Here is a 24,821-nt window from a genome sequence, read left to right as displayed (position 1 = left end):
CTTTCCATTATTGATCGCTCTTTTTTAAATTTGAAAGATACGGCTTATTACGTAATCCTGTACGGCGAATGAAAGTCTCTACCTGCACATCTACTTCCAGCTTAGCAAAAGAAACATCGTCCCAGTCCTTTTCGATTTTTTTCCATTCTTTCGGATGGGATTCGTGCATGATTTCACCAAAGCCAAAAATATCGGATTTATTTTTTTGGGCACGAACGATCGCATCTTCCATCTCCTTCTTTAAGTCTTTTGCTAACTTCTTTTCAATGTCTATCAGAACGTGCGGACTGTTTAGATTCACAGGCACATTTGCCTCGCGGATATCTCCTTCAACAAGGACCTTTATCAACATTTTAGGTTTGCCATTTTTCATTTTTGCCGCGACGTTGGTTTTTTGGCGTTTCACTTGATAGGTGATTGCGTCTTTTTTATCATTCCAATCAATGTTTAAATTGGTATGTGCAATCCTATCTAACACCCACATCGAGCCTATTGCCTTATTACCATCCAGCCAGTCAATCAATTTACCATCTTTAAAAACACCTATTCCAGCGGTAGTTGGGTTAGCCTCAATATCAGAGGTCTGAGTATTCTCCATTTTATCCTCTTTATCTGTGTTACCCTTCACGGTAAAACCACTAATTATCGGTTCTTTTCCGGTACTCACAAGGTTTTTAATCACTTCTTGAAGATTGACACTGATACTTCTCCCCTGCTGTTTTTCCGAAGATTCAATCGTCCTAATGACTTTTTCAGCTGATACTTTATCGATTGCCGTTAATGTTTCGACTATATCCCTGGCTTTTACACCTCGGGCTATCACGATCCTCGAAGTTGCCCTAAATTCAGGGGAGCGCTCAAAGGCATCGAAAATAGCGTAAATGCCCTCTTCTTTTGCTATTTCCTCACCTATGACGATCAGGTTTGCATGAGCGAAATACATATCTCTTGAAATTTTAGTTGAAGCAATACTATCTAGTCCAAGCACATTATTTCCAGTGGCCCTATAAACGGATATAGCGGGATTTGTCCCGCCGCCGCCCTGAAGAGCCCCCGCAACATTGCCTGGGTTAATGATTTGAAACGTTCCCACTAACTTTCCTTCTTTATCTTTATCGATTCCCATTGCCGAGACGATGGCTATCTCGTTTAACTCTTTTTTATCCCAGCAGCCAGAGGTGAACGTGGTACCGATCATCATCAATAACAGAACTAGCCATTTACGATTCATTGCCTTCACCTTTTTTCTTGTCAGAAGTTTTCATTCCCCGCGATGCAGGAGGAAGGGGTCTTTGATTATCGCCTTCTCGTATCAGATTATTATTGGAGCTTAATAACTTTGGTCTTTCTTTGAACGCCCACATAGGTCTTCTGAAGAATGTGTCACCTAATCCTTCCGGGTTCAGAGGGGCGAGCGGTGACATATAAGGAACTCCAAGTGAACGAAGGCTGCATAAATGGACAATAAGGACGATAAAGGCTAAAATCATGCCATAAAAACCTAAAACACCGGCACAAATGATAAACCCGAAACGCACTATACGGGCGGAAATGGCTATCGCATAAGATGGGGTAGCAAAACTGGCAATCGCCGTGATCGAAACGATGATGACCATTGCCGGCGATACGATGCCAGCCTGGACTGCCGCCTGCCCAATCACCAATGCCCCTACAATGGACATGGTCGAACCAACCGCCTTTGGCATCCGAAGGCTTGCTTCCCTTAAAATTTCAAAAGTCATTTCCATGAGAAGCGCTTCAATGACGGCCGGCAAAGGAACCGTTTCCCTTTGGGCCGCAACGATGACCAGCAACTTCGTTGGGATCATTTCCTGATGAAAAGTCGTGGCTGCGACATAGACAGCTGGCCCGATTATAGAGATTATAAAAACGATGATCCGTAAAAAGCGTGTGGCTGAAGCAATATCGAAGCGATTATAGTAGTCTTCGACAGATTGGAAAAACTGTACGAATAAGGCCGGGGCCACCAAGACAAAAGGCGTTCCGTTAACAAATATCGCCACTCTTCCTTCAAGAAGATTACCCGCAACCATATCAGGTCTTTCTGTATTATTAAGGGTGGGGAACGGCGTCATGACCTGGTCTTCTATCAATTGCTCAATATATCCTGATTCAAGAATGCTATCGATGTTAATTCGGTTTAAGCGCTTCTTGACCTCTTCGACGATCCCTTCCTTGGCAATCCCATTTATATACATGATAGAAACATCCGTCTTTGTCACAGTGCCTATTTTCATAGACTCTATCCATAAATCCGGACTGTTAATAATGCGGCGTAACATGGCAATGTTTGTTGCATTCGATTCAGTAAATCCTTCTCTTGAACCGCGGACCGTCAAATGTGTGCTTGGTTCCTGAATGGAACGCCGTTCTCCCCCTCTTGTACTGGCAACCAGGGCTTTGTTTACGCCGTCAACAAAAATGATGCTATCCCCTGATAATAATGACAATAATAATTTTTCCCAGTCCGTAACAGTTTCTACACCACCGAGAGAAACTACTTCTTCAGAAATCACGTCCAGTGCTTCTTTAGGAAGTAGTTTTTCTTTTAGATGAGGGTTTTTCATGATTGATTCAATTAAAAAGTCCGTAACGCTTGGATTATCTATCAAACCCTGCACATACAAGATAGTCGTTTTAATTTCAGGGTTTTGACTGATTTTCAACGTTCGGACAATAATGTCCGGGCTGTTACCCGTTTTCTTTTTCATATTGTCTAGATTGGCTGAAATAGAGCTGTCAATATATTCAAGTTTTTTACTTTTAGATTGATCTTTATCATCTATCTTTTGCTTCTCACGTTTCTTCATTTGTCCTTTATTTTTGAAAAAAGAAACCATCGCGCCGAACCTCATTCCTTTTTCGTTTCACTCATTTTGTCCAAAGCACATTCCCTTTATTCTACGTTCAAAGCTCATCCTCTCCGCTTTCCCGTTTGAGATGACATAAGAAAAAGGCTGTCATAATGACAGCCTCTGATGTTTATATAAGATTATGTAATAGCAGTTCGGACTTGAACGGCCCTTTTATCATTTTTTATATCTACTATAATCACTTTCTTTTTCCCTTATTTCTTCTAAAAATTAAAACAACGAAAAGAATAAACAGTAATACAAGTATTGCATAAACGATGTTTGAATAGATGTCCATATACCCTACGATGTCTTCCCATGAAGATCCTACAGCGGCTCCAACATTCACCAGAATCACGTTCCAAATCAATGTTCCGGTTGTTGTGTATAGTAAAAAAAGCCAAAAACTCATATGAGACATGCCTGCGGGAATGGAAATTAAGCTTCTAATCAACGGAACGAGTCTACAGAAAAAAACAGTCCACGCTCCATATTTATCAAACCAAGAATTTGCCTTATGGACGTCAGTTACTGTTAACCGAAAAATATGCCCCCATCTACCCACAAACTTCTCTATCCTTTTCACATCAATCAGTAAACCAATCCCGTAAAGTACCACAGCCCCTGCCACTGATCCAAGAGTTGATGCAATCACGACTCCGAATATAGTCAAATTTGTTGATACCGTGGTCATAAAACCTCCAAAGGTTAGAATGACCTCTGACGGAATAGGCGGAAAAATATTTTCCAATGCTATTAATAGAAAGATTCCAATATACCCAAAATTATTCATAAACTCCGTAATCCAGTTTTCCATTTAAAAGCTCCTAACTATTTCAATCATTTGATATAATCAGCAGCTAACTAGTTTAGTCCCTAGCTGCTTTCTTACTGAATTGCCTGTCCTAACTTTAGTTAATCTCTTTATTTTTCTGGCTTTCTTTATACTTTTGGAAAACCCAAATAGAAATGGCAAGCCAACAGCCACTCGCTAAATATCCTCCAATAATATCACTAGGATAATGGACTCCCAAGTATATTCTACTTATTCCTATTGTAAGGATCATCATCACGCTGAACAAAATCAACAGAGTTCTCCCCCACATAGTCGAAATATGCCGCCATAGTAGAAATGTGAGAATACCATATAAAGTGAATGCATTCATCGCATGTCCACTTGGAAAACTGTATCCCCCTATCTCAATGAGTCGATGTAAATCAGGTCGGGCTCGTTGAAAGAAAAGTTTCAATATCAAATTGAGGAGAGTTGAGCCAACCACGACAGCACTAAATAAGACTAGCTCCAAACGATGTTTCAATACCTTATACAAGTAAAATAAAACAAGTAAGGAAAGTATAATTATGGAACTAGATGAACCAATAAACGTAAAGACCTTCATGATGGTTGTTAAAAACGGAGACTCTAAGCCTTGAACGAAGGAAATCACCGCTCTATCAAAATTCAAGAATTCATATGCACTTATTGTGAATGCCATTATACTAAATCCAATTAAAAAAATTACACTTAATACAAAGGCAATAGACAACTGAAACTTTAATTTCATAATAACATCCTTTCACTTTTTAAAACCGGTGTTCCATGATTGAAGTAAGATCTCATTATAGAGTTTTAACTTCATCCTATATGATCTAAACCATAACAAGGAATGAAAGGAACTTGCATTTCTTTCTGTTTATCCAGTGTATATACTAATAATTCATTAGTTAACCCATTTATTCTATCTGTTTCATTTATGATTGTATGTATCGAGCTTTATAAAACGTCTTTTTGATTTCCCCCATCTATTTAATAGAGAAAGATTTCTATGAATAATAAGAAGTGGAATCGGAAGGACATATGAGGCATCTTCAGCGTATCCATTATTAGAATATACAAACTGAATGAAGAAGAAATAAGATTTTGATTAGATTTTGATTAGATTTTCATTAAAATTTGCTAATCTTTCTACAAAAAAATAAACAGGTCGGTTATCTTCCTCAATTAACTCCACAATTTATTCAAATAATAGGTAAAGAACCACTCATGAATGAAAATCCTTGCTCCCGCTAAATAATTTAAAATCATTCTATCTTTTAATACTACTCTATACAGCTTAACCAACTCAACTTAAGGTTACGGTAAATATATCTCCTTATCCAACTTCAACTTGCTGGATTCTACACCAACATGGTCTTAACCTTAATGATGAAAGTAATATCTATATCGAATAACCCTTATGTGTTAAGAATATATTTTGCTAAAGAATTTTTATATATAGGTATTTCAAATTAAAAAGGTTCCTAAATTTCAGGTACGATAAGGCAAAGAACGCCTCTTTTTGTCTTGTGAAAATTAGAAACACTTAACTTAAACAAATACCTTTCTCCTAAAAGTTATTGCTCATTTGGAGATTATCTACCTTTCCTTCTATATCGATAACATCAAATTTACTAATTGACTCCCCAAATAAACAAGTAGTAACAGCCATTATTATAAATAAAACCTCAAGTATTTTTTTCAACTTAAACTCCTTCTTAACTTTGGTGCTATCTAAAATACCCCTATTACATTTACATAATTACCCATTATGGTACAATCAAAGATATACATATTCTGTCATCCGTATTTGAAAGGTAATTATTATGGGGGATTTTCTTTCTAGCTTTCTACTTATTACTGGTTTGAAATATTTGTTAATGTGACTTTTTATATGGTTAATAAAGCTTGATAAACACATAATTGCTTGTTTCTTTATAGCTCAATCCTATCATTTTAGATCACCTGAGTCTGAGCAAAAAAAAAAAAAAATAGAAGGTGGAAAATGAATGAAAGTGAATTTCGGAAAAGTAGCTAAAGATTATGCTAAATGGAGAAATGATTTACCTGGTGAATTAATAGAGAGCTTAAAAATCAGAGGAATAAACTTTGCTAATGTTCCGGTTGCAGACTTAGGTTCTGGGACTGGCGTTTTGAGTAGAGCTTTATTTAAGGAGAGAGCTAAGGTGGTTGGCGTTGAACCATCAAAGGAATTGATAGAAGAAGCGCATAATATTGATAGACAAGAAAATAGTAGAATAAAATATGTTAATCGATATTCAGAGGATACAACTTTAGAAAGTGATACTTTTGACTTTGTAACCGTTTTAAGGGCTTGGCACTGGTTTGATCGAGAAGCAGCCTTGAATGAAATAAAGCGGATTATTAAAGAAAATGGCACGTTAATAGTGATGGATTCAGGATTCGTTTCTAAAAGTAACGTAATAAAAGAAACGCTTCAAATCATTAAAGGTCATATGCCGGATGGCAAACTAACCTCTGCAGGATCTAAAGCGAATGTCCAACAATTTATTAACGGCTTTCCGGTTGAGTGGTTTAAAGAATGGCAGGAACATCAATTTGATTTAACAGATACATATAAATTCTATTACGATGTGACATTTAAAAACGAAGAATGGTGCGGAAGAGTGGGGTCATTATCCTGGCTTTCAAGTTTTTCCGAAGATAAGCGGGTACAAATCCTCGATGAAATCCACTCACATTTGGTAAAAGAGTTTGGGAACATTCAGCATACCATTCAACATGTATGCAATGTAGTAATTTTAAAACGAAAAAAACCTTATGCTGGTTAATGGCATAAGGTTTTTCTTTTTAATGTTTACTGAATGCCTTAAGTGGTAAGCTAGTTAGAGTTTGCCCGGTCGCTGAATCGGTCAGATTCTCTTCCAACTGAAACGAATCCACTGATTCAATATGTGAGTATTTCTCTAGAAATGTGGTAAGGGCAATTTTTGCTTCCAGTCGTGCTAGCGGAGCACCTAAGCAGAAATGCGGCCCATTTCCAAAGGCTAGATGTTTCTTATTATTAGGACGGTGTATATTAAGAGTGAATGCGTCTTCAAACATCTCCTCATCCATGTTTGCTGCACTCATCCAGGCAACCACGACATCCCCTTTCTTCAAATCTACTCCTAATAAATCGTTATCTTCCTTTACTGTACGATCTAATTTGGTTAAATTGAATCGGTAACGCAGCATTTCCTCAACGGCTTGTGGAACTAAATCCAGGTTATTACGTAACTCTTCATAGACTTTATTGTCATCATATAATAGTGAATAAAAGGTATTGGCAAGTAAATGACTGGTTGTCTCGACTCCCGCTCCTAAAATCAACATGGTCGTACGCACAACTTCATCATCTGTAAAGGTTTCACCATCTACTTCGGCCTTCAATAGATCGGATATGATATCATCCGCTGGATGTAACCGTTTCTGTACAACAATTGGATATAAATACTCATAATATTCTCTTGCTGCCACTTGCTTCATTTCATTTACTTTTTCTTGTTTTTCTTTGTCAAAGGGAAGGAATAAGATATCTACCCATTTTTTAAACAGTAAACGATCTTTTGAGGGAACGCCCATTAAGTCTGACATGACAATAATCGGAAGCGGACTTGCCAATGATTGTACAATATCAATTTCCTTGTCTGTCCCCATCTGTTCGACTAATTCATCTGCAATTTCCTGAATGCGAGGTTCCCAGTTTTGGAGACTTCTAGGTGTGAATGCTGCGGCCAACAGTGAACGGCGTTTTCTATGCACAGGTGGATCCGCTTCAGTGATCTTGATTTTCTCAGGTGCTGAACCTTCCTTACTATCCGTTCCAACAGATATAGTGGTTCGTTGGCGTTCACTCGTAAAATGTTTATAATCACTAAGAACACGCTTAACATCTTCATATTTAAAGACATTCCACGTATCTGTTCCTTCGTGATAGCTCACTGGGTCATTTTCTAACATGTGTTTACACCAGGCGTATGGACTAAATTCCTCTGCACGGGACTTAAACTGAGTGACTTCTTTAATAGCAATAATTTCTTTCATGATACCGACTCCTCCTACTTCTCAAAGATACCTAACAAAAGGATTGAATGTTTAGCATTCTTCATCTCCGACACTTAGTTATAGGGTCATCATTCATGTACGTAAATTTTTGATGGTTTGTTTGTATTTTCTTTATTTCCCTTAAATATCTAACCCACTCCATTATAAGATAAGAAGCCATCACAAACCATGCATCATCTATACCAACTCCTTAGCAGGCAGTTTGCCCAACAAATGTCATGTATTCCATCATCTCGCCATGTAAAACTGCTTATTTTTAACAAATCCTATTTCTTTTTATGATTCGTTATGTCTTTCAAAAGATGAAAAAAACCTATCTTCTTTTCAAATTCTGAGACAGGGGTTTTTCATTAGCTATTTTAATAGATGATTTCCCTGACTAACCTTCACAACCATCAAAGCGGTAATTAGACTGTACCCAATGACTCTTTTGCATAGAAAAAACGGCCACAGAATGTAGCCGTCAATCGCTGTCCTTTTTAATTAGTTCATATAAATCATCCATTTTCTTTTCCATGATATCCAGTCTAGTTTTGCGTTGCTTGACGGAACGGAAAAGCGATACGATACCTACTATGATCAGGATTAGAAATACAAAGCAAAACAATTGGTATATCATATCCGCCATATTAAAACTACTCACTATGTAATCCCCCTAAATAGCATTCTAAGTTTTCTATTATACACCTTAAAATTAACAATTTAACCTTTAAAGGGGAATTAAGAATTAAAATCCATTTTTTCTTTCCTGATCTTTTTTATGTTCCAAAAACTCCATCGTATATTGAATGAAGCTCTTTACAATATCATTACATGGCCGGCTTTTATGCCAAACCAACCCAACTGTTCTGGAGCAGGGAGGCTCAATGATCTTCAATTTTGCCGTTTGTAAATCATGTAATCTTTCATTTGATAGCAATGATGGAAATAAGGCAACGCCGAGGCCTTTTTCTACGAGCTCATGAGTGATTCCCGTTTCGTCTCCTTCAAAAGCAAAATCAGGATAGAAACCTGCTTCTCTGCAAAAGCGTTCCGTCATATCGCGAAAATCATAACCTAATGGCATAACGATGAAAGGAGCATTCTCCACTTCTTTTAGATAGATGCTCTTTCTATTGGCCAAAGGGTGGGAAAGGGGCACGGCTAGAAGTATTTCTTCTTCTAGGATGGGAACCCACTCAATATGTTCCCCTATCACAGGTACTGTTGAGATACCGACGTCTATTTCCCCTATTTCAATCTGTTTTTTGATTCGTTCGAAGGAAGCCTGATGTTGTCTAAATCGGGCATTGGGATGTTTCTTTAGAAAACCGCCTAATAACTCTGGCAGAATACTCGGAATGGTAACAGCTATGGAGATTAATTTATCCTGCTTATCTGCCAGGTAGGCTAATTCCTTTTCCCCTTCTTTTAATTGTAAAAAGACCTGTTCGACAGTTCGCAAATAGGATTCACCGAGTTTATTTAATTGGATTTGCCTGCCTCTTCGATCAAATAATTCATAACCAAGACTATTTTCCAATTTACCAATCATTTTACTAAGGGCTGGCTGAGTGATGTTCAATGCTTCCGCTGCTTTTGTTAAATGTTGATGTTTTGCAACGATTTGAAAGTATCTCATTTGTAAAAGATCGATCGGGGACGCCCTCTTTCTACGTATTTAAAAAACCCATTATATACTATAAGACTTTTCATCACTTTTTTGGATTTTCTTCAAAACAGGTTTCCTTTGACCAACAAAGGCACCGGATATAATCAATAATACAGTAATGAAAATCAGGATCAGTTTTGGTAATGCCCAACTATGAGTAAGATCATGAATCAAGCCAATCAAGATTGGTCCGATCGCAGCAAGTAAGTATCCAATAGATTGTGCCATTCCTGAAAGATCAGCTGCTTGTTGTGCACTTTCCGTACGTAATCCGAATGTGATCATGGCAAAGCTGATGGCCATACCGTTCCCTAAACCTATCAAAACCATACAAATTGGTATCAGCGAAAGCTGACCGAAACCCACACCCACCATACCGATGGTCATTAATATCCCTGATATGATTCCAAGAATACTCCTGTTTGAGATACGCATCGCGACAATCGGGGTAATGATGGTCGCCGGCAGCGAAGTGAATTGATTAATACTTAGCATCCAGCCGCTTTTAGCCTGATCCATGCCTTGAGCCATCAACATATCAGGAAGCCATGCTGACAAAATATAAAACGGTAATGATTGTAAGCCCATGAAGAGTGTGATGCTCCAAGCTGTCGGCGATTTCCACATTTCAAAAGAAAAAATCGATGTTGTTGATTTTGAAGCGCGATTCATTCTTTCTCCCCGCTTGCCCTTCACTTGGGGCAACCAAAGAATCAATGTGGCAATAGCCAGAATTGCCCAACATAATAAAGACCCTTGCCATCCTAAGCCTGCTTCTTTGGCTAATGGAATACTGATTCCAAAACCGATGGCTGATGAAAGGTTCATGCTCGCTATATAGGCACCAGTCAAGATGCCTGCTTTCTCTGGATGTTTCTGTTTGATGATACCTGGAAGTAGAACATTCCCAACTGCAATGGCAATTCCCATAAAAGCCATTCCGGTCATTAAAGCCGTAACTGATGAAATCGATCGAAGGAATAATCCCACTATGAGTAGCAGTAATGAGTATAGTAAAGTCCATTCCATTCCAATTCGCTTTGCAATCAATGGGGCCGCAGGGGAAACCAAGGTAAAGGCTATCAGCGGAATCGTCGTCACCATCCCTGCGACTGCATTATTGATTCCTGTATCATCACGAATCAGGCTAATTAATGGACCTATTGACGTAATAGGTGCACGAAGATTGGCCGCTATGAACAGAATTCCGATTACCCAAATGATGCTGATCTTTGCTTTATTGTCTTTGATTCCTATGGTTTTTCTCATTTTTCCGTTTCTCTCCTGAGCGCATAGAGCCATTATTTTTCGATTCAATCTCATTATACTCCCGCTCTCGTGAGGAAAATAATAGAAATTCAATCATCACTTCATAACCAAATGGTTATGAATGACCATAAAATAAGATATGCGGCAGGTTATGAGTAAAAGCCAAAGTCCTCCCTTGGATTCGTTCCATCCTTTATCAAAACAAAGCAATAGTCTACAATACTGTCATTCTCATATTTGACTAATACGAGATACTAACAATAAAAAAACCGATAGCAATTTTGCTATCGGCCAAGCGTTTATGCTTCTATTTGATCGTTGTCAGAATCATCTTGAGGTACAATTAATTCATTATAGAATGCTGCCATTGTTGTTCCCGCATAAGGGGCCAACCATAAAAGTCCAATCCCTAAGGTGAATATACATAGTATTCCCCATCCTATGAAGCTTAAGTGCATTAGAAAATACTTCCATTTCAACCCTTTCATTCGTTTCTTACTTTCTGAAAATGCTTCAAGCACTGTTAATTGAGGGTGATCTTTTAATAAGAAAAATAGTTGGGAATATGACAGACTTTTGATGATTCCTGGAATAATAAATAATAATGACCATAAAAATATGAAAATACCTTGTAAAATTGATGCACCGATAATCTTAAAAGAGGTTTTTCCTTCTTTATAGATAGCGAATACCTCTGGAATATCAGGGTTTCCTTTCCTGACTATATTCAGGTAAAACCAAGTTGTTGCTATAGTCAGCGGGATTAAGGCTATAGATAGTACGGTTCCGAAGATATCCGACCATACCGGTGTTTCTTCTTGCGCGAACCACTGTGTAAACCCACCGCTTCCGATCACTTCAACAATTATAGGTAAAATGACATTGATCAAGAACAAGAGCAACATAAGTGAAACGGCTACTCCCCATTTACCTTTCAAAGAAAGTAGGGCTTCTCTTTTTAATTCTGAGATTCTCATACGTTAATTAACCTCTCCTTTTTTAAATAGAAGAAATCTGAAAATACACTCACTTAGCAAGTATGGGTAAATTCAGAAAAACTACTATTTATTTGATGTTTAAATCTCCTGTTGTTTTCTAACATAATATTTCTAACTATAGGCTTAAATTCCTATAAACTTCTCTCAGAAAAATATCCCTACGATAATAACCCGACTTTTCTAGAAAAAAGAGAGAGAGAATCTGTTTCGAATAATCCTTTATCACCTCCCAAATTGCACTCAAAAAGTATAGTACAAATCTTTTTAAAATTTCCTGCCTTGTCTTTTATGTTTATGAAAGGGAATATAACAATATTCCATCTATTACTTCAGGCACAACGAAAGCCTCGAACTTCAGCAAGCCATATGGTGTTTAATAGAACAATTGCTCACATAATGTGAACTCCGCGGATAAACGTGCTATAAACTAAGTCGGATTCCTTTCAAATGAAAAACACCTTCGTTGAATGTACAATGAAGAAAAGTACATGCAGCAAAGGTGTTTTTATTTATAATGCAAGGAATCCTCAGTGCTTTAGGAATTCTCTATATTTAACTATGATATCTGTTTGAACAACAACAAAAAAGAGCATCCCAAAAGTCGAATTGCCTACACCTTTGGAACACTCTCTTTTCTATAATTAATCAGAGCCTGTTATAACAAAATCGTCTTGGAGCAAAGCTAAAGGAAGCTTTCTATTAATAGGATCCCCTGCCGTGACATTAATTTCAGTAATGTGACCACTGGCACCTATTGAAACATCAATCAATTTCCCATCTTCTGTTTTCACTAAAAAGAGCCTTTCCCATTCATAAACATAGGAATTCTTTTGAACATAAACTTGTTCGATGGTCCCATTCTGAGCACACTCAATTGTGTAAATCGGTTTTAACAAGGAATCACCCCTCCACTATCTATCATAATATTCAGCTTATACCCAACCCCGGAATATCGAGGCTTCTGCCATTTTTCTGACACCCACCATATATGCAGCTAATCTCATATTCACTTTTCTTGTCTCAGCCATATCATATATTTGATTAAATGAGTTGACCAATAACTCTTTTAATTTTTTTTGAACTTCTTCATCTTCCCAGTAGTAACCCTGATTATTTTGAACCCATTCAAAGTAAGAAACAGTTACACCGCCTGAACTTGCTAATACATCAGGTACAAGAAGCACATTGCGTTCTGTTAAGATTTTAGTGGCCTCCAAAGTGGTTGGACCATTCGCTGCCTCTACGACAATTTGCGCTTTTATAAGATGTGCATTTTCATTCGTGATTTGATTAGAAATAGCAGCTGGCACTAAAATATCACAATCTTGTTCTAGAAGCTCTTGATTGGTAATTTTATTTTCGAATAATGTTGTTACCGTTCCAAAGCTATCCCTTTTATCAAGTAAGTAATCGATATCGAGGCCATCTGGGTTATATATGGCACCATATGCGTCAGAAATACCAATCACTTTCGCACCTGCATCATGCATGAATTTTGCTAAAAAGCTTCCCGCATTCCCAAATCCTTGGACAATAATGCGTGCACCTTTCAGTTCTATGCCCTTACGCTTTGCTGCTTCCTCGATACAAATCGTGACACCTTGTGCAGTTGCCTTTTCCCTACCGTGTGAACCGCCCAGCACTAGTGGTTTACCTGTAATGAATCCAGGAGAATCGTGTTCTCTTATTCTACTGTATTCATCCATCATCCATGCCATGATTTGAGAATTTGTATAAACATCCGGGGCCGGAATATCTTTAGTCGGCCCCACTATTTGGCTAATCGCTCGAACATACCCGCGGCTAAGCCTTTCTAATTCACCCATAGACATTTGGCGCGGGTCACAGATAATGCCACCTTTTCCTCCGCCGTATGGCAGATTCACAATCCCGCATTTTAAACTCATCCACATCGAAAGTGCCTTTACTTCTTCCTCATCAACTTCAGGATGAAAACGGATTCCACCTTTTGTAGGACCAACAGCATCGTTGTGCTGGGCACGGTATCCAGTGAATATCTTTGTTGAATTGTCATCCATCTTAATTGGAATTCGGACGGTCAGCATACGAAGAGGCTCCTTTAAAAGCTCAAACACTTCTTCCGAATAACCAAGCTTACCCAGCGCCTCCTTGATTACGACCTGTGTGGATTCAAGCAAGCTGGCAGTTTCTTTTTCTTCTTTGATCGTTGTACTCAATGGAATTCACCTCATAGGGATATTAGGATAAAACTCTTTTAATACGTTCAATTGCCCAATCTAGCTCTTCTTTAGTGATCACTAGCGGCGGAGCAAAGCGGATAACTGTATCATGTGTTTCTTTACACAGTAATTTTTCTTCTTTTAGTTTTTCACAATAAGGTCTTGCCGCTTCAGTTAATTCCAATCCAATAAATAAGCCTCTTCCACGAATATCTTTAATCATAGGATTATTGATTTCTTTTAAACTATCCATGAAATATTTCCCTAGCTCTAATGAACGTTCTGCCAGTTTTTCATCTTCAAGAACTTCTAATGAAGCGATAGAAACTGCACATGCTAATGGATTACCACCGAATGTAGAACCATGTGAACCAGGATTAAATACGCCAAGAATTTCACGGTTTGCTGCGACACATGAGATTGGAAATACTCCGCCACCAAGTGCTTTTCCTAAAATATACATATCAGGAATCACTTCATCCCAATCGGAGGCAAACATTTTTCCTGAACGGCCAAGTCCTGATTGAATTTCATCCGAAACGAATAGTACATTATTTTCTTTACATAGTTCGTAAGCTTCTTTTAAGAATCCTTGTGGAGGAATGATAATTCCCGCTTCACCTTGGATCGGTTCAATTAAAAATCCAGCTGTTTGAGGAGTAATCGCTTCTTTCAATGCTGCAAGATCTCCATAAGGAATAAGCTTGACTCCTGGTAGCATTGGTCCAAAGCCTCTTCTGTATTCTTCATCTGAAGACAATGATACGGCTGCCATTGTACGGCCATGGAAATTGCCTATACAAGCAATAATCTCCGCTTGATTTTCAGCGATTCCTTTCACGTCGTAGCCCCAGCGTCTAACAGCCTTGATAGCTGTTTCAACTGCTTCAGCACCAGTATTCATAGGCAGCGCCATATCTTTTTGTGTAAGACGAGCAACCTTTTCATACCAAGGGCCTAATTTATCACTATGAAATGCACGAGAAGTTAACGTTACACGATCTGCTTGTTTTTTTAGTTCATCGATAATTTTTGGATGTCTGTGGCCTTGATTCACTGCAGAATAGGCACTTAGCATATCCATATATTTGTTTCCTTCAGGATCTTCCACCCAAACTCCTTCTGCCTTTGAAATGACAATTGGAAGTGGATTGTAATTGTTTGCACCATATTGCTCTGTTTGTTCAATTAATTTTTCTGTTACTGTTGTCATGTTGATTCCCCCCTATGATTTATAACGTTTCTGCTGTTGTTTTTCCTTGTAGATGAAGAACTAAATAATCTGGTCCACCTGCTTTTGAATCTGTACCTGACATATTGAATCCGCCAAATGGTTGGTATCCAACGATAGCTCCTGTACAGCCACGATTGAAATACAAGTTCCCAACATGGAAATCCTCACGTGCTTGCTCGATATGTTCACTGTTAGTTGTGATAACTGCACCTGTTAACCCATAATCTGTGTTATTAGCAATCTCAATCGCATGATTGAAATCTTTTGCTTTACAGAACGCTACTACTGGTCCAAAAATTTCTTCCTTCATGACACGAGCATTTTCATCCACATCTGCAATAATTGTTGGTTGGATAAAGAAACCTTTTGAATTGTCTCCTTCTCCTCCTGCAACTAACTTCCCTTCTGTTTTACCGATCTCTACGTAGCTCATGACTTTGTCGTAAGCAGCTTGATCGATAACTGGACCCATAAAGTTATTTACATCTGTTGGTTCTCCAACTGTTTTTTCTTTTGTTAATTCAATAACACGATTTAATACTTGATCATACACATCTTCCACAATGACTGTACGTGAACATGCAGAACATTTTTGACCTGAGAATCCGAATGCAGAAGCAACGATGGATTGTGCTGCAAGTTCCAAATCCGCCTCTTTATCAACAACGATCGTATCTTTACCGCCCATTTCAGCGATGACACGTTTCAACCAAATTTGACCTTCGTGAACTTTTGACGCACGCTCATAAATACGAATTCCAACATCACGAGATCCAGTAAAGCTGATGAACCGCGTACGAGGATGATCCACTAAATAATCGCCTACTTCAGCACCGCTTCCTGGAATGAAGTTCACAACTCCTGCAGGTAAGCCGGCTTCTTCCAATACTTCGATAAATTTAGCCGCAATGACCGGTGTTGTACTTGCTGGTTTCAATAAAACGGTATTTCCTGAAACAAGAGCTGCTGTCGTCATGCCTGCCATAATCGCAAAAGGGAAATTCCAAGGTGAGATAATGACACCTACACCAAGTGGCACATAACTAAATGTATTTAGTTCAATTGGGCGGCTTTCCACTGGCATACCGTCTTTAAGCTTCAACATTTGACGTGCGTAGTATTCCATAAAGTCGATTGCTTCCGCTGTATCAGCATCCGCTTCATTCCAGGGCTTCCCTGCCTCTTTAACCAATAGAGCTGAGAAGTAGTGTTTTCTTCTCCGAACAATGGCTGCTGCTCTGAATAAAATATTTGCACGCATTTCTGCTTTTGTTTTTCTCCAAGTTTGGAATGTCTTATCTGCCGCTTGCATTGCTTGCTCTGCAAGGTCTTTGTTTGCTTTTGATACAATCCCGATTACTTCTTTTTTGTCTGCTGGGTTTACAGAGGTAATGACTTCATCTGTAAAGATTTTTTCACCGTTAATAACTAATGGATATTTATTTCCTAATTCTTTAGCTACATCATTCAAAGCTACCTGAAATGCTTTATTGTTTGCCTCATTATTAAAATCAGTAAATGGTTCGTGTTTGTATGGTTGGACCATTATGTCTCATCTCCCTAAGATTTATGTTTTTGCTTCTCCCTTTATAACTAGCAAGTTCCGTGCCAACTTTTCAACTTTTTTGAAAAATATAGATTTTTCTAAAGGAAATGCAAAGAAATTCAGCACTTTTGGTGAAAAATAGCATAGTGTGCCATTATTTTTTGCTTTAATTCTTATATTTGTGCCTTGAACACTATAGTTTTTATTAATGCAAGATTTGCGCCAACTTGTTTTTTCACGAAAAACAAGGAATTTTTATCTTTTGTGCAAAAAAAATTTGCACTTTAATGCAAAATAATCTTGCTGTGCAAATTTTTATTGCGCCTTTTCTGCAAATCCTCTACAATAATCTCTAAGAAATGAATAAAAGTAGGAGGCATTAATGAATTTAGATCAGATCATAAAAATAGAAGGTTTTCAATCTATCCTGTATTCACTCGTAGATGTAATTGATATCGGGATACATATAATAGATACAGAAGGTCTAACCATTGTTTATAACAAGAAAATGGCTGAAATTGAAGGAATGGATTCAGAAGATGTATTAGGGAAAAAGATCCCTGATATTTTTAAGTTCCAAGAGGAAACTGAGAGTACGCTAATACGGGCTCTTCATTCCGGAAAAGCAACTGAAAACTCAAAACAGACCTACTTTAATAATCTCGGACAGGAAATTACAACAATCAATAATACGTTTCCAATTTTAGATCAGAAGCAAAATATTATCGGTGCTATTGAAGTAGCAAAGGATATAACAAATCTTGAAAGAATTATTAAAGACAATATTTTAAATAAGGGCGATACCAAATATACGTTTGACAGCATCATTGGAACTAGTGAGAATTTCTTAGACGTCATTGAAAAGAGCAAGCGCTCCACAAGAACCACATCCTCCATCTTGATAGTCGGGGAAACAGGTACCGGAAAAGAACTCTTTGCCCAAAGTATCCATAATGGAAGTAACCGTTCGACACATCCTTTTATTAGTCAAAACTGTGCTGCACTGCCAGATAGTTTAATTGAGGGAATTCTCTTTGGAACGAAGAAAGGGGCTTTCACAGGATCCATTGAAAGGCCTGGGTTATTTGAACAAGCTCAAGGCGGAACCATCCTTCTTGATGAAATCAATTCTTTAAACCCGAATTTGCAAGCAAAATTATTACGGGCCCTTCAAGAAAGAACGATTCGCCGAGTAGGAGATACAAAAGACAAAAAAATTGATGTTCGAGTCATTGCAACGATAAATGAAGATCCAATAGATGCGATTTCAAATGATCATTTACGAAAGGATTTATATTATCGATTAAGCGTTGTATCCTTATTTATCCCTCCACTTCGTGAGCGGAAAGAAGATATACCATTGCTGGCTCAATCCTTTATTGAAAAGTTCAATGCGTTGTTTGAATTGGATATTGAAGGAATCAGCGATGAGGTCTACTCTCTTTTTTATGATTACGAATGGCCAGGAAATGTAAGAGAACTTGAGCATATTATTGAAGGGGCTATGAATTTACTAGAACCCGGGGATACAAAAATTGAGATCCCGCATCTTCCAACTTTATTTAAAAAGAAAGCTCATATGGAAGAAACTCAGCTGGATATAAAAAATGACCTTATTCAAAATGAAGAATTACAAGACACAATCCTATCTCTTGATGATTATATTGCTAATACAGAAAAGATTTATTTAGAGAAGATATTAAAAGAGCATGGCATGAATATCTCTCAAGCAGCTAAAGCCTTGAATATAAGTCGCCAAAGTCTTCAATACCGCTTGAAAAAGCATCAGGTTAAATAACATCATTCCCGCACAAAGAAGGCCCCCATTGATTGAACTGTGCCCCATTTTAGGGACAGTATAAAAAAGTGCCTAAGCGGCTAATAAGTGGTCCCGGTATTGTACCGGGGCCATTTTCTTTAGCCCCCATTGATAACGATGTTCATTATATTCTTCAATAACTCGATCAATTTCTTCCTTCACATCCGTTAAATTAGTACATGTTTTATATTCTGCCAAATCCTTAAAGTGGCCAAAGAAACTTTCCATTGGCGCATTATCCCAACAGTTTCCCTTGCGGGACATGGATTGGGTTATCCCAAGTTCTTTCACTTTGCGTTGAAATAGCGGATGGGTGAAATGGAACCCCTGGTCAGAATGAAGGATTGCACTCGGATGGAACTCGTGACACACAGCCTGCTTTAGCTTATTTAATGTCTCGTAAACGATATCCATTTCTAATGAAGTAGATAAATGGTACGTAACGATTTCTTTTGTTGCGGCATCTTTTACGCAGGATAAATACGCTTTTTGGCCTTTCCCATAATAAAGATAGGTAATGTCAGTAAGCAGGACCTTCCCTGGCACCTCCTGATTGAATTCACGATTAAGGAGGTTTGGACAAGTAAGGTGCTCCTTGGTTGCCTTGGCCATCTTCCGATACGGGTTGGCCCTTCTGATTTTCGCTAGGAGATTATATTTTGTCATCAACCGTCTGATTTTCTTATGATTCATTACGGCCGAGTAGTCATTCTCCATAATCATTTTGATTTGGAGGGCGCCTACTTTTTCCTTTTTACTGATGAAAATATTTCTGATTAATTCTATGTCCAATTCATCCTGTTCTTCACGAAGCTCACGGTAAGGAGCTGCCTTTAACCAATCATAGTAGCCACTTCGACTTACACCAGCCAATTTGCATAGATAAGAAACAGCCTTTTTTAATTGGTGTATTCTGATCGTCCTTTCAATCAGATAGAACTTCTCAACAGCAGTTAGAATCATTTCTTTTTCAGAGCCTGCCTTTCTAGCTCTTCCAGCTTTTTTAGGAAGTCATTTTCTGCTTCAAGGAATTTGATTCTCGCCTCGGCCTTCCTAAGTTGATCCTCTACAGACTGTGGCTTGGAAGTGGGGCGTCCTGTACTTCCTTTTCCACGGCGTTCCGTAAGGAAGCCTTCCTCACCAAACCTTTCAAAGGTATCACGCCAGCGCTGTAGACAACGCTTAGGTTTTTCCTTACCAATTATTTCGAGATTAAATCCATGTTCTATGAAAATTTGAGAGGGGGATTTCCCCTTTTTATATTCCTTAACAGCTTTTGTTTTAAATTCAGGATTATAGGAAATAGAACGCTCTGAAGCACTTATGATATTTGGATTCTTTTCAAGTTCTTTAATCTGAAATTCAGTATATATATTCTTACTCATAGAAACCCTCCGTCCATACTCATTACACCTATTGAAACATAAAAAACCCCGGATAAGGGACACTTTTTTATGTGTGTCCGTTATCCGGGGTATAGTTCAGATATGGAGGGCCTTTTGTTTATCGACAAAAGGGAGTTTGGAATAGTCACATCCCGAACCGTGATTTTAAAAAATGGTTTAATTCTGCTTTATGGAATCCTCAATGGATGGAAGAAATTTGCGGCACTCCTGCCGAATAACTGGCTAGCCGAGACCCCCAGACGCTTGCGGCGAGGAGGCTTGGCAGACAGTCGGCGGAAAGGGTGCGGATTTCTGAAATCAACTGAAACGTTTTTCAATAAAAAAACTGCAGGCAAACTCGCTTTCTACGAATTTGTCTACAGTCTGAAGGCCCCGATTGATAGTGAGGACCTTCCATTGCCTGCTATTCTTTTCACTTCACAATCAGAATGTTTCAGCTGCTTTTGCAACGTTTTCCAAACCATCCGCAATGATTTTTTGCGTGCGATCAGGATACTGATTATGTCCTTCAATAACCACTTCTTCTGGATTTTTGATGCCCCATAGGCTAATGATGGTTTTTACTAAGTTTACAGCCATTTCAGCAGAAGCCATTCCTTCTAAGGAATAATCTGAGCCACGAGCGTTTAAAAGCATGACTTTTTTATCACCAGCATATCCAACAGGACCTTCCGCTGTATAATTAAACATTTTACCAGCTTGAGCCAAATAAGAAAGGTACGTGATTAGCGGAGCAGGTACCGTTGAATTCCATAAAGGGAAAGCAAATACTACTTTATCCACAGCAAGGAATTGATTTAAATATTGATCAACTAAACTAGCTGCTTTTTCTTCTTCAGGTGTCAGTTCAAAACCTTGGTTTCGTTTATACATCCCAGTTATCGCTGTATTACCATAGTACGGTAGCTCTTCTTTAAATAAATCTAACTCAATCACTTCATCCGTACCATTCGCTTCTTTATAAGTTTTTACAAATGTATCATACATTTTTGAGCTTATTGCCTGGTCTGCTGGACGATCGTTTGCTTTGATAAATAATACTTTTGTCATTTTTTTATTCTCCTCTGCACTTGTATCTTTATTTCCAAATAACTTACTGAAAAATCCCATTTTTTCTCACCAATGCTTTCTGAATATACTATAGTTCCAACCCTAAAGGCTTTAGATAACTAAATGAATCTCATTTCCTGACGGATCTGTGATGACATAAAAACCGTCTTCTTTTGTAGCTTCAGCACCAATTTTGTTTAGTTTTTCAATCACTTTGTTTCTCGCTTCTTCATCTGCAAAAACAAGTGAATACCAGTTGAGCCCTACACTGTTTTTCTTTGGAGCAGGAGCGCCAACGCCATTCCATGTGTTTAATCCGATATGATGATGATATCCGCCGGTTGAAGTAAAGAGAGCCCCTCCGAATCGATTCACAATAGTAAACCCAAGACCCAACATGTAAAACTCTTCTGTTTTTCGTAGATCCGCTACATGTAAATGAATGTGTCCCATTAACGTACCAGCAGGCAGTCCGTTCCACTCGGCGTCACTTTCTGCCAGGAGGCTGTTTCCATCTAACGGGTCCGTTCCCATCGCAACTTCTCCATTTGACCATTTCCAGTCAGAAGATGGACGGTCCCAGTAGACTTCAATGCCATTTCCATCCGGATCAGTAATGTACAGCGCTTCACTTACATCATGATCCGAAGCTCCAAACCGGTATTCTGTTTGAAGTAAATGGCGTAAAAAGATCGACAAGTCAGCACGGGTTGGTAGCAAAAGAGCAAAGTGATATAAGCCTGTTGTTCTTCCTTCTTTTGGAATTACATCAGCGGGCTGCTCAAGCGTAAGCAACGGGGTTTTACCATCTGTTGTTAAAACAGCTTTGCGATCCGTTTTTTTCAATAATTGGAGACCTATGATATCTTGATAAAACCTGATGGCATTATCCAGATGCATGACATTAATACTAACTTCCCTAACAAACGTAACGGGCTTTTGATGAAATTCCCCCATCATATTGTTACTTCCCTTCTTTATTTAAGAGTTTTTTATCTAAAGAAAAAAGCGAGCGATTTGCACATGCAAGATAAACGGACATAGCAAGCAGTGCTAAGTCCAGCTCGTATCCTGCCATTTGTCCATTGCCAAGAAATCCAGCAGGTAATTTAGCCGTGAAAATGGCACCCAGCATAATAACGACAAACAAGATAGAAACGACTCGTGTTCCAAAGCCAACTATTACTGCAAGACCTCCGACTAATTCGATAAATGCTACCACATAAGCCATGAACCCAGGAATTCCGAGGCTATCAAAGAAGCCTGCCGTGTTACCTATTCCACCTTGAAACTTTGAAACTCCGTGAATGAAAAAAGTAAGACCTAAAATTATCCGTAAAAAAACTTGACCAGCTTCATTTCTATTCATGTTATTTATTCTCCTTTTTTGTTGGTTACTTTATGTAAGTAATTATATTTTCATAAGCTTATATTGTCAAGTAAGTTTTATAGACTTACATTAAACTTAACAAATCCCCCTATGTATCTTTCAATATTTCGAAGGACTATCTTGTCTAGAACAGCTGAATTAGTTGGGATCTTATTGGAGATAATAAGTGTCAGTACATATGAAGGAAGGAATAGTAGAAGTAAATAAACTTATTCCTTAGAAAAAGTCATAAGGGTTTTTAGGAGCTGAACTCATAAATCATGAAAAAAATAAAAAAACCTGAATACCTCAAAAAAAAGTGAGGGATTCAGGTTTTAAGGTTAATTTTTCTTTGATAATTGTAATGCATTTTTGATGCTTTTTAGTGATTTTGAGCTTCCATACATCAGGACTCCACCACGATAGATTTTCGCTCCGATAATACCAAGTAAAATAATTGTTAAAATCAATACAGCAATGCTTATTGCGATTTCCCAGAAAGGGACATCAAGCATTCCTACGCGCAAAAACATAATCATTGGAGTGAAAAATGGAATGAATGATGTAATGGTGATATAACTAGCTGAAGGATTCCCTAGTCCAAACATCGCAATCATAAAGGCAATGACAACAAGCATGGTCATCGGTGAAATCATTTGCTGGACATCTTCAATTTTGCTGACAACTGACCCAAGACAAGCCGCAAGTGTCGCGTACAGAAGATAACCAAGCAATGCGAAGATGATCGCATAAATGATCGTTGAGATATTGATGCTGCCGAAACCAAAAAATGCGAAAAATCCTTCATTCATACCTGTCAAGTTTTGCTTAATTGATAAATAACCCAATCCAAAAAATAAAATCATTTGTGTAAGACTAAGCAAAGCTACCCCCATTATTTTGGCAAACATCTGCGTGACTGGCGGGACACTTGAAATCAGGATTTCCATGACCCTTGATGTTTTTTCAGTGGCTACTTCCATTGCAATCATCGTTGCATACATCAACACACCGAAGTAAATGACGAATAAAAGCACATACACGAGACCACGGGCTTGATTGAGGTCTTCTTCTGTTTTTGCATTCTCCTGAAGTGCAATCGTTTCAAAGGCTGGTGGCGTCTTCAATTTAGTGATTTGCTGCTCTGTCAATTTCAATTCATTCGCTGTGATTTGGCTTTTCAATTGGGTAAGTGCGAGAAGCAAATCATTACTTACCATTGAATCTGAAATTTGATTCGCTTTATACGTTCCCTTAAAACCTAGTCTGTCATCCTTTTCGATCAAAAGATACCCAACGATTTCTTCTGCGTTAACCATTTCATCCGCTTCCTTTTCATCTTGGGCGGATATTATCGAGAGCTCATCGTTCACACCTGCTACCGCAGTCTTATAAGAATCAAATAAGCTATCTTCAGTCAGATCGATAACGGCAACCTTTTCCTGATCCTCACTATCGAATGTATCAATAAGCTTCGAAATATTTGTAAGAACAAGAATCAATGCCATCATAATGACTGTAGAAATGATAAAGGATTTCGTTTTTAATTTTGATAGATATGTATGGGAAAGAACAATCCAAAATTTATTCATAGACTGCACCTACTTTTTCAATGAAAATATCCGTCAGCGATGGTTCTTCCAATTCAAATTTTCGAACGAACCCTTTTGGAACAAGATCACGAATCATGCTCTCAGCTACATCTTCACCAGTGACTTGAAGAATTTTCCCTTCCATCGTGTTCTTAACTTTTGTTACACCAGGATAAGTATCCAAGAAAGATAAATCAAAATCAGCTTTAATTGACACATTCTTTTTGCCAAAAGAACGCTTAATTTCTTTCAATTTCCCAGCCACTACGGGGGATCCTTTATGCATAATGCAAAGATGCTCACACATCTCTTCAACATGCTCCATACGATGACTTGAGAAAACAATCGTCGTGCCGCTGTCCCTCAAGTCGATGACCGCCTTCTTCAGCATTTCCACATTAACAGGATCTAGTCCGCTAAAGGGTTCGTCAAGAATAAGCAATTCCGGTTTATGAATCATGGAAGCGATCAACTGAATTTTTTGCTGATTTCCCTTTGAAAGCTCTTCAACACGCTTATCGATGTACTCTGGCACCATAAAACGGTCAAGCCAATATTCTAACTCTTTCAATGCATCTCCTTTTCTCATGCCTCTTAATCTAGCTAAATATACAATCTGATCACGTACCTTCAGCTTTGGATATAGTCCGCGTTCCTCAGGAAGGTAACCAATTAATGAACTGGTCGTATAATCGATTTTCTTACCATCCCAAACTATTTCTCCTTCGGTTGGGTCAAGCAAGCCAAGTATCATACGAAACGTGGTTGTTTTCCCTGCACCATTCCCTCCTAAAAAACCAAACATTTCTTTCTCGGGGATAGTGAAATTTAGATTATTAACAGCTGTGAAATCTCCAAATTTCTTTGTGATTTCTTTGATTTGTAAAGCCAATGTACAACCTCCTAT

General features: G+C 38.2%; 21 protein-coding genes. 2 read left to right on the top strand and 19 right to left on the bottom strand.

The features are described 5' to 3' along the window. Positions 1–7: 7 nt before the first annotated feature. The 4 genes from JFU24_RS22405 to JFU24_RS22390 all read right to left on the bottom strand — a co-directional run bounded on the left by JFU24_RS22405 (position 8) and on the right by JFU24_RS22390 (position 4,438). Entirely contained in the window at positions 8–1,231 is a 1,224-nt protein-coding gene (locus tag JFU24_RS22405; protein ID WP_056521624.1) for a Ger(x)C family spore germination protein, read from the bottom strand. After that, the gene (locus JFU24_RS22400; RefSeq protein ID WP_201250519.1) at positions 1,221–2,861 is read right to left on the bottom strand and encodes a spore germination protein; all 1,641 of its coding nucleotides are present in this window, start codon (positions 2,859–2,861) and stop codon (positions 1,221–1,223) included. The genes JFU24_RS22405 and JFU24_RS22400 overlap by 11 nt, the downstream gene beginning before the upstream one ends. Before the next feature lie 211 nt (positions 2,862–3,072). Continuing rightward, a complete protein-coding gene (locus JFU24_RS22395) occupies positions 3,073–3,690 on the bottom strand; it encodes a DedA family protein (protein WP_201186363.1) in 618 nt (205 codons plus the stop codon). 94 nt (positions 3,691–3,784) lie between these two features. Further along, complete coding sequence (locus JFU24_RS22390; protein WP_201223297.1) at positions 3,785–4,438, bottom strand: phosphatase PAP2 family protein; 654 nt, start codon at positions 4,436–4,438, stop codon at positions 3,785–3,787. Between the two features lie 1,261 nt (positions 4,439–5,699). Here JFU24_RS22390 and JFU24_RS22385 point away from each other — a divergent pair. After that, entirely contained in the window at positions 5,700–6,503 is an 804-nt protein-coding gene (locus JFU24_RS22385) for a class I SAM-dependent methyltransferase (RefSeq protein WP_201223296.1), read from the top strand. Positions 6,504–6,522: 19 nt separating this feature from the next. Here the strand turns inward: JFU24_RS22385 and JFU24_RS22380 are convergent, their stop codons facing one another. From JFU24_RS22380 to pruA, 9 genes are all read right to left on the bottom strand, one after another. After that, positions 6,523–7,761, bottom strand: coding sequence for a cytochrome P450 (locus JFU24_RS22380; RefSeq protein WP_201225103.1), 1,239 nt, complete (start codon positions 7,759–7,761; stop codon positions 6,523–6,525). Between the two features lie 481 nt (positions 7,762–8,242). Beyond that, positions 8,243–8,422 (bottom strand): DUF4083 family protein, encoded by a 180-nt coding sequence (locus JFU24_RS22375; RefSeq protein WP_313888853.1) that lies wholly within the window; start codon positions 8,420–8,422, stop codon positions 8,243–8,245. An 84-nt stretch (positions 8,423–8,506) separates the two neighbouring features. Further along, positions 8,507–9,415 carry a LysR family transcriptional regulator gene (locus JFU24_RS22370; protein ID WP_201188010.1) on the bottom strand — a complete coding sequence of 303 codons (909 nt, stop codon included), beginning with the start codon at positions 9,413–9,415 and terminating at the stop codon, positions 8,507–8,509. A 36-nt stretch (positions 9,416–9,451) separates the two neighbouring features. Continuing rightward, the gene (locus JFU24_RS22365; RefSeq protein WP_201250518.1) at positions 9,452–10,699 is read right to left on the bottom strand and encodes a CynX/NimT family MFS transporter; all 1,248 of its coding nucleotides are present in this window, start codon (positions 10,697–10,699) and stop codon (positions 9,452–9,454) included. Positions 10,700–10,998: 299 nt separating this feature from the next. After that, positions 10,999–11,676, bottom strand: coding sequence for a DUF975 family protein (locus tag JFU24_RS22360; protein ID WP_201186369.1), 678 nt, complete (start codon positions 11,674–11,676; stop codon positions 10,999–11,001). A gap of 662 nt (positions 11,677–12,338) precedes the next feature. After that, a complete protein-coding gene (locus JFU24_RS22355; RefSeq protein ID WP_056521602.1) occupies positions 12,339–12,593 on the bottom strand; it encodes a hypothetical protein in 255 nt (84 codons plus the stop codon). A gap of 36 nt (positions 12,594–12,629) precedes the next feature. Beyond that, entirely contained in the window at positions 12,630–13,895 is a 1,266-nt protein-coding gene (locus JFU24_RS22350; RefSeq protein ID WP_207196172.1) for a Glu/Leu/Phe/Val family dehydrogenase, read from the bottom strand. Between the two features lie 22 nt (positions 13,896–13,917). Beyond that, the gene (locus tag JFU24_RS22345; RefSeq protein ID WP_083450848.1) at positions 13,918–15,111 is read right to left on the bottom strand and encodes an ornithine--oxo-acid transaminase; all 1,194 of its coding nucleotides are present in this window, start codon (positions 15,109–15,111) and stop codon (positions 13,918–13,920) included. 19 nt (positions 15,112–15,130) lie between these two features. Continuing rightward, positions 15,131–16,678, bottom strand: coding sequence for an L-glutamate gamma-semialdehyde dehydrogenase (pruA, locus tag JFU24_RS22340; RefSeq protein ID WP_201186371.1), 1,548 nt, complete (start codon positions 16,676–16,678; stop codon positions 15,131–15,133). A 382-nt stretch (positions 16,679–17,060) separates the two neighbouring features. Here pruA and JFU24_RS22335 point away from each other — a divergent pair, with 382 nt between their 5' ends. After that, positions 17,061–18,476 carry a sigma-54 interaction domain-containing protein gene (locus JFU24_RS22335; protein ID WP_201250517.1) on the top strand — a complete coding sequence of 472 codons (1,416 nt, stop codon included), beginning with the start codon at positions 17,061–17,063 and terminating at the stop codon, positions 18,474–18,476. A gap of 72 nt (positions 18,477–18,548) precedes the next feature. Here the strand turns inward: JFU24_RS22335 and JFU24_RS22330 are convergent. The 6 genes from JFU24_RS22330 to JFU24_RS22305 all read right to left on the bottom strand — a co-directional run bounded on the left by JFU24_RS22330 (position 18,549) and on the right by JFU24_RS22305 (position 24,806). Then, positions 18,549–19,882 (bottom strand): IS3 family transposase gene (locus tag JFU24_RS22330; RefSeq protein WP_201250516.1). Its coding sequence is split into 2 segments (ribosomal slippage): positions 18,549–19,510 and positions 19,510–19,882, totalling 1,335 coding nucleotides; the frame shifts between segments, so codons are not numbered across the junction. Between the two features lie 444 nt (positions 19,883–20,326). Further along, positions 20,327–21,013 carry an FMN-dependent NADH-azoreductase gene (locus JFU24_RS22325; RefSeq protein ID WP_057214588.1) on the bottom strand — a complete coding sequence of 229 codons (687 nt, stop codon included), beginning with the start codon at positions 21,011–21,013 and terminating at the stop codon, positions 20,327–20,329. 51 nt (positions 21,014–21,064) lie between these two features. Then, the gene (locus JFU24_RS22320) at positions 21,065–21,910 is read right to left on the bottom strand and encodes a VOC family protein (RefSeq protein ID WP_116822248.1); all 846 of its coding nucleotides are present in this window, start codon (positions 21,908–21,910) and stop codon (positions 21,065–21,067) included. A gap of 7 nt (positions 21,911–21,917) precedes the next feature. After that, positions 21,918–22,322, bottom strand: a complete 405-nt coding sequence (locus tag JFU24_RS22315) for a DoxX family protein (RefSeq protein WP_201250515.1) — start codon at positions 22,320–22,322, stop codon at positions 21,918–21,920. 341 nt (positions 22,323–22,663) lie between these two features. Next, on the bottom strand, positions 22,664–23,914 hold the full coding sequence (locus tag JFU24_RS22310) for an ABC transporter permease (protein ID WP_201250514.1): 1,251 nt from the start codon (positions 23,912–23,914) through the stop codon (positions 22,664–22,666). After that, the gene (locus tag JFU24_RS22305; protein ID WP_201186376.1) at positions 23,907–24,806 is read right to left on the bottom strand and encodes an ABC transporter ATP-binding protein; all 900 of its coding nucleotides are present in this window, start codon (positions 24,804–24,806) and stop codon (positions 23,907–23,909) included. Before JFU24_RS22305 ends, JFU24_RS22310 begins: the two co-directional genes overlap by 8 nt. Between the last annotated feature and the right edge of the window lie 15 nt (positions 24,807–24,821).

Source organism: Peribacillus sp. TH27 (assembly GCF_016650915.1).
Taxonomy (GTDB): domain Bacteria; phylum Bacillota; class Bacilli; order Bacillales; family DSM-1321; genus Peribacillus; species Peribacillus butanolivorans.
Note: the sequence above shows the minus strand (reverse complement) of the source record. Positions and strands in the feature narration are given on the sequence as shown.